The sequence below is a fragment of the Clostridium sp. 29_15 genome (assembly GCF_001916075.1).
Taxonomy (GTDB): Bacteria; Bacillota; Clostridia; order Clostridiales; family Clostridiaceae; genus Clostridium; species Clostridium lentum.
Genome location: NZ_MNRT01000001.1, coordinates 25406 through 31940 on the forward strand (window position 1 = coordinate 25406; position 6535 = coordinate 31940).

At 28.0% G+C, this 6535-nt stretch carries 9 protein-coding genes; 2 read left to right on the top strand and 7 right to left on the bottom strand.

What is annotated here, in order from left to right; translation table 11 throughout:
• The 7 genes from asrA to BHW04_RS00175 all read right to left on the bottom strand — a co-directional run bounded on the left by asrA (nt 1) and on the right by BHW04_RS00175 (nt 4817).
• Nucleotides 1-1008 (bottom strand): anaerobic sulfite reductase subunit AsrA, encoded by a 1008-nt coding sequence (gene asrA, locus BHW04_RS00145; RefSeq protein ID WP_302623068.1) that lies wholly within the window; start codon nt 1006-1008, stop codon nt 1-3.
• Nucleotides 1009-1141: 133 nt separating this feature from the next.
• Nucleotides 1142-1831 (bottom strand): Crp/Fnr family transcriptional regulator, encoded by a 690-nt coding sequence (locus tag BHW04_RS00150; RefSeq protein WP_302698475.1) that lies wholly within the window; start codon nt 1829-1831, stop codon nt 1142-1144.
• A 209-nt stretch (nt 1832-2040) separates the two neighbouring features.
• A complete protein-coding gene (locus tag BHW04_RS00155; protein ID WP_302632157.1) occupies nt 2041-2571 on the bottom strand; it encodes a GNAT family N-acetyltransferase in 531 nt (176 codons plus the stop codon).
• Between the two features lie 43 nt (nt 2572-2614).
• Entirely contained in the window at nt 2615-3376 is a 762-nt protein-coding gene (locus tag BHW04_RS00160; RefSeq protein ID WP_302698476.1) for an EFR1 family ferrodoxin, read from the bottom strand.
• A 59-nt stretch (nt 3377-3435) separates the two neighbouring features.
• Nucleotides 3436-3972: a cysteine hydrolase family protein gene (locus BHW04_RS00165; protein ID WP_022213012.1), complete on the bottom strand. Its 537-nt coding sequence runs from the start codon at nt 3970-3972 to the stop codon at nt 3436-3438.
• Between the two features lie 34 nt (nt 3973-4006).
• A complete protein-coding gene (locus tag BHW04_RS00170) occupies nt 4007-4522 on the bottom strand; it encodes a DJ-1/PfpI family protein (RefSeq protein ID WP_022213013.1) in 516 nt (171 codons plus the stop codon).
• 28 nt (nt 4523-4550) lie between these two features.
• Nucleotides 4551-4817: a hypothetical protein gene (locus BHW04_RS00175; RefSeq protein ID WP_302698477.1), complete on the bottom strand. Its 267-nt coding sequence runs from the start codon at nt 4815-4817 to the stop codon at nt 4551-4553.
• 116 nt (nt 4818-4933) lie between these two features.
• Here BHW04_RS00175 and BHW04_RS00180 point away from each other — a divergent pair, with 116 nt between their 5' ends.
• Both BHW04_RS00180 and BHW04_RS00185 read left to right on the top strand, forming a co-directional pair.
• Complete coding sequence (locus BHW04_RS00180; protein WP_302698478.1) at nt 4934-5965, top strand: IS1595 family transposase; 1032 nt, start codon at nt 4934-4936, stop codon at nt 5963-5965.
• Between the two features lie 94 nt (nt 5966-6059).
• A complete protein-coding gene (locus BHW04_RS00185) occupies nt 6060-6380 on the top strand; it encodes a DUF3784 domain-containing protein (protein ID WP_302698479.1) in 321 nt (106 codons plus the stop codon).
• Nucleotides 6381-6535: the final 155 nt, after the last annotated feature.

Here is a 6535-nt window from a genome sequence, read left to right on the forward strand (position 1 = left end):
TTATTCCACCTCTTTTACAGCATCTTCAAGCTTATTTATGCAATTTGAGAAAGATATGTATTCTGGACATACATCATCACAACGTCCGCATCCTACACACATATTGTACCCAAATCTTTTCTTATAATCATAAACCTTATGCATTACTTTAAATCTCATACGTTCTCCATTAGGTTTTCTAAAAGTAATTCCTCCGGCCATATCAGTATATCCATCAACCATACATGACGCCCATACTCTACGTCTTTCACCTGAATTCTTATTTTCTTTATATGCTATATCCTGCATAGTGAAGCATGTACATGTTGGACATACAAAGTTACAACGTCCACAAGCTATACATCTGCTTGTATATTCGTCCCAAACCTTTGAATTGAACACTTTACCAGATAAATTCTCAGGTATATTTACATTAACTTTATTACTTTCTACATATTTTGGTGTAACTTCACAAGTAACATTTCCTTCTTTTTCAATTAAAGCTGCAAGCTCATCCCACTTACAATCAAAATATGTATAATCTCCATCAACATCTATGTATGCATCATAATTATCGCTTTTATTACTATGCATATCTACACAGAAGCAATTATCAAATGTGTGGCTACATCCCATAAGTATAAATCTTGTATTTTCTCTTAATCTCTTATAGTAGAAATCTTCCGGTCCATTATTTAAATATATTTGATCCATACGTTTTAACCCATGTAAATCACAGCTTCTTAAAAAGATTATAGCTCCTTTTTTTGGTCCTTCTGGAACAACTGCATTATCTTCTGTAAAATAGAATAAAGTTTCTGAAATAGGTAAAAGAATTTCCTTAAATGAATATTCTGATTTTTTATCAAACACTATTTCCTCTATTTCAGATATTTCTCCATATCTTATAGTATCAGTATCTGAAAATCTTCCATCACCTTCAAATACTTTTGGGGCATATATTAAATAATCTTTAGATAACTGTCTTAAAATATTATTTACATTTTCCGTTATAACCTTGTAGCCCATCTTAACACTCCTTTTTCTTTATTAACATCAATTTGTTGTTGATAAATGTTTTTTTAACAATTTTGTTAAAAATTAAACAACTATTCCATGAATTAATTATATGTTAATATAAAAATAAACACCGTGATATTTATCACGATGTTTTAAAAAATTCTGAAATTTTATTCAAATCATAAATTAAAATATTTTTGTCTTTATAAAAAATAAGCTTTTTATCCTGTAATAATTTTAATGCCCTTGACACTGTTTCCCTTTGGCTTCCTAATAAATCTGCTAAATAAGTTACTGTTAAATTCATCTTTATTAATATGCCTTCCTTAGTTTTAACGCCATAATCACGACCTAATTTATAAATTTTTGCTGCTAATTTTTTTTCTATTTTTATAGATGGCGGAGTATTCTTCAGTTGTCTATACATCCTTCTAGTTTTCATAGAAAGTGAAATTATTATATTCTTACATAGCTCAAAGTCATACTTCATTATCTCAAGAAGTTTATTTTTATTAATCTTCAAAAGCTCAGCATTCTCAAAAGCCCTACAATTTATTGATGCAGGAAGTTCTTTTATAATAACTTCATTTACTACTTTTCCTTCACCTAAAATAAATATCACTTTTTTTTGCCCATTTTCATTTAGTTTATAAAGAGATACAGTTCCACTAATAACTATATAAATATCTGTTACTTCTTCTTTATCATAAAAAACAATGGTATCTTTACTATACTTGCGTATTTCTCCTTGCTCTAAAATTATTTCTATAGTTTCATCACAGACATTATTAAAAATCTCTAATGCCTTCATATCTTTTGTTACTTTAATCATTTTTTCTACACCTTAATTTCCTAAGATTGAATTTTTCACAATTATAACATAAAGCCGTTATTAATTTAACATATTTTTTTTATTTTTATTCTTATATAATTTATTATTTCCAATATTATATTTAAACATATGAAAACTTACGCTATTAATAAATTTATTTATAACTATCAATTTTTTCTTTTATTTCTTTATTATTTTTTACATACTCCTTAATTACCTTTAGCTTCATTAGGATTTAATACTGCATAAACATATGTATCCCAATAAATAGGATTTCCTTTATCATCATTATGAAAAGATATATTTTTCCTCAAATGAGCTTCTCTTTCCATACCAATTTTCTCCATAACCTTCCATGATGGAATGTTTTGCGGAGCACACTCTGCATAGATCCTATGCACGCCTTCTTTCAAGAAATAGCTAATCACTGCTTTACTTGCTTCAGTACCATAACCTTTACCTTGGAAATTTTCATTTAATACATAGCCTAATTCTCTTCCATTAAAATCTCTTTTGCCTAAATATATATTTCCAATAACTTTATGATTTTCCTTTAATTCAATGGCGAAAAATTCATCACTTTCAGCTCTATATGCTATTTCTTTCTTAGCTTTTTCCACTGTAAAATCTGGATATGCTTCAAACTCAGCATTAACTCTCTGTAACATATACTCACTTAAATCTTTTTCATCACTTAGTTGAAAGTTACGAATAATAAGTCTTTCAGTTTCTATTATCATATTTAATATCACTTCTTCCTTATAAATATAAAACTATAACTTTTTATAAAAACAATACATTTTCTTTATATTGACTAAAAGATTTTTTCATTACATTTGCTGCTATTTTTATTACAACATTATTTACTGATTTTGCTTTTTTAGGGCATATTGATATGCATCTCATACAAGTTATACATTTATTATGATTCACTATCATAGGATCTTCTTTTGAAATTGCACCAACAGGACATCTTTTAGCGCAAATCCCACACTTATTGCATTGATTGCTTGTTTTTACTTTCAAAGGTAATTCTCTATATTTTCTATATATTTTTCTACCTGGAACAATTACCTCTTGGTTACTTCTGCTAGCTAATTTAGCTTTTATTTCACTACTAAAAGTCATTAACTGTCTTTCATCATCCTCATTAGGCCTACCAGTTGCATATTGATGCATAATTGAGTGCTCCGCAATAGCCGCCACAGCAGCTACAAAATGAAATTGAACTTGCTTTAATGTATCTTCAAGTTCAATTAAAGTATCATCATACTCTCTATTTCCATACACCGCCACTAAAATAGCATTTGAGTTATTTCCCTTTAACTTCTTTATTCTATCTACTGCAACTGCTGGCATACGTCCACCAAAAGCTGGTACTGCTACTATACATATATCATCTCTATTAATTTCATAACTTGTTAAATCAACTGCTCTATCACATAAATCTATTTCTGTCTTTTCACAATTCCAAGAATTACTTATTATCTTAACAACTTTTTTTGTTCCACCTGTTGGACTAAAATAAATTTCAAATAATTTCATAAAAATACCTCTATACATTTTTTATATAATGTATTCAGTATTTTATATCTTATGAATAATTATTTTTCAATGGACCTACTAATTAATTTTAAAACCTCATCTAAAGAAATACATTGTGCATATCTATCTGGCCAAATAAATTCATTATAATATTTATATGATTTTTCACCAGACATAAATTCATTATCAACAGTGGTATTAGCATAAGCTGGTACTATAATATCAAAGCCATGTTCATAGCCAGTTTTTATGGTAGCATCAATACAATAATCTGTTTGCAAGCCCACCACAATAATGTCTTTTTCTCCTTTATCTTTTAAATACTGCAATAATCCACTTTCTTTAAAAGCACTATTTACATGTTTATCAAATATTTTTTCTTGACCTTTTGGCTGAAACTTTTCATATATCTCAAAACCTTCAGTTCCTTTAGTTAATTCCTCATTTGGTCCATCATCATGTCTAACATATATTACTTCAATATTATTTTGCCTAGCTGTATGAATTATCTTTTCTACATTTGAAACAAATAAATCAAAATTATATAAATTTTCATTTGTTATTAATTTTTGCGTATCTATAACTAATAAAACCATATTCATTCCCCCTAATTAAGTTTTTCATTAATTCTCATTGAACTCTTTTATGAAATTTCCAAAAATCTAGGGTTTCCTTTAAATCCGCTTCATCTTTAAATAAATTTAATTCCTTAGCAACTTCAATGGCAAAATCCACATATGCATTAGCTCTTGCTGTAATTACTTTTTTATCATTATAAATATCAGTATCCTCTGAATGAGTTGATTTAGTATCTTTTAATACTCCTGTATTTTCTAGTACGTCCACCCCTGCACAAATAGCTGCTACAATTATTTCTTTTTTCACTAAATCTTTGATAAGTTCATATACCTCTTCATTACATATAATCTTTATATCTCCACCTGGAATAATCAAACTCTTTATATTATCTATTTCTACATCTTTTAATGCCATATCTACATTAACTGAATAACCTTCCATACAAGTTATAGCACTGCCATTTAGTGAACAAATAACTACATCTTGACCTGTAAATTTCATAAAGTAATTTAATATCACTATTTCATAAAAGCAACAATCATCATATACCAGAAAAACATTCTTCATAATCTTCTCCTTAAAATATTTTATATATCTACTCTTTATATGCATCAATAATAATTGAAACCATTCCTAAACTACCATTATTATTTCTAGTATCAAATCTTAATGATCTGCCAATTATACCATCGTCTGGACTCCAATAATTAAAATGAAATCTACCATTTTCATCACAATACTCAAGCAAATCCACTTTAAACCCTATTCTTTCAAAAATTTCAATTAAAGTTCTATAGTCGTAAAAAACTTTATGGCTATAGGCAGGATGATTTATATCTCCTGTCCCTCCTGGTTTGCACATATTATGATACCATTCATTTTTAAAATTAGGCTGTGTTAGACAATAATGTTGATATGTGCATATAATTTTTAAATAGTGGTATAATATAGATAATCACACTATGGGAGGTAAGATTTGTGGCAACTATTTCAAATATAAAGTCAGATATAACTTCATTAAATGAATATCAACTAAGAGAATTATTTAACTATATAGGTGAAATACTTACTCTTGGTTCTTCTAATGGTAGTCTTAACGAAGAATTCAGAGAATCAAGATTTAGCAAGGGTCAATGCTGTCCTCATTGTGAATCTACTTCTGTGGTGAAGAATGGAAAACTGAAGGGTAAGCAACGTTATGTGTGTCGTTCTTGCAATAAATCCTTTAATGATTTAACTAAATCTGCATTATCTTGTACTAAGTTACCTTTACAAACGTGGATTGAGTATGTTAAAGGAATGGTTATAGGACTTTCTATAAGAAAGAACGCTGAAAATGTAGGTGTAGGTGTTAAAACATCATTTTATATGAGACATAAAGTTCTTGATTGCATAAGAGCATTTATGGGTGTTGGTGCTGTAGATGGCATAGTAGAAATGGACGAAACATTCGTTGCTGAGTCTTTCAAGGGGAATCATAAAAAGAGTGGGTTTAAAATGCCGAGACCTGCTCGAAAAAGAGGTAAACAAATTAAGAAACGTGGTATAAGTAATGAGCAGGTTTGTATAACAACAGCAATTGATAGAAATGGAAATATAATATTAGAACCCTTATGTAAAGGAAGGGTTACTTATAATGCTCTTGAAAGGCTTTATGAAGGACGGATAAACCCTAATTCAATAATCTGCACAGATAGTCATAAATCGTATATACAATTTGCCAAAGACCTTGAATTAGACCATAAGAAAATAGCAAGAGGTCATTATAAAAATGATATCTACCATATAAATCATGTTAATTCATTGCATAGCAACCTTAAAATTTGGATGTATAGATTTAAAGGGGTATCCACTAAATTCCTATCTAATTATATGAGTTGGTATAAGTGGTTGCAAAGTTTTAGCACAGATAAAGAAGTTATAAAGACAAAGAATATGCTTATCCATAGCATAATTCCATTTGTTGATACTAAAATAGAGAGGTATAAAATTAGAAAACCAAACTTATAATATTTTGTAAAATAATTGAAATATGATACAAAATAATTTATAATAAGTTATATAAAACTATATATTGAAATATAATTTATTGTGAGGTGATTTTATGGTTGGTGAAATACTAATGGTTTGTTTGTTTATACTTATTGGTATAATGTTGTCATTAGGTAAATGGTCGTTTTTAATAGCAGGATTCAATACAATGAGTAAAGAAGAAAAAGAAAAGTATGATGTAATATCTTTATGTAAATTTACGGGGAAAATTATGTTTGTAGTTGCTTTTTCTATAGCATTATTTATTTTAAGTGATATATTGATGATGCCTATATTGCTTAATATTGGTGTTGTTATAATAATTAGTTCGGTAATATTTGCAGTAATATATGTAAATACAGGGAATAGATTTGAAAAGAAAAAAATAAGGTAGTAATACTACCTTATTTTTATCAGTTTGTTGAAAAACCCCCTGTTAAAAAAGCAGAGGGTTTTTGTTTACTAGTTGTGGATAAAGTTTGAAATACATAATATAATTAAAATTACTAATATAATATGAAAATAACAAAGATAGTCTTGTTGCTATCT

Bases quoted from the DNA above. Each gene is read 5' to 3' on its own strand.
- asrA (WP_302623068.1), bottom strand. From the start codon at position 1,008: ATGGGCTACAAGGTTATAACGGAAAATGTAAATAATATTTTAAGACAG.
- BHW04_RS00150 (WP_302698475.1), bottom strand. From the start codon at position 1,831: ATGATTAAAGTAACAAAAGATATGAAGGCATTAGAGATTTTTAATAAT.
- BHW04_RS00155 (WP_302632157.1), bottom strand. From the start codon at position 2,571: ATGATAATAGAAACTGAAAGACTTATTATTCGTAACTTTCAACTAAGT.
- BHW04_RS00160 (WP_302698476.1), bottom strand. From the start codon at position 3,376: ATGAAATTATTTGAAATTTATTTTAGTCCAACAGGTGGAACAAAAAAA.
- BHW04_RS00165 (WP_022213012.1), bottom strand. From the start codon at position 3,972: ATGGTTTTATTAGTTATAGATACGCAAAAATTAATAACAAATGAAAAT.
- BHW04_RS00170 (WP_022213013.1), bottom strand. From the start codon at position 4,522: ATGAAGAATGTTTTTCTGGTATATGATGATTGTTGCTTTTATGAAATA.
- BHW04_RS00175 (WP_302698477.1), bottom strand. From the start codon at position 4,817: ATGTGCAAACCAGGAGGGACAGGAGATATAAATCATCCTGCCTATAGC.
- BHW04_RS00185 (WP_302698479.1), top strand. From the start codon at position 6,060: ATGGTTGGTGAAATACTAATGGTTTGTTTGTTTATACTTATTGGTATA.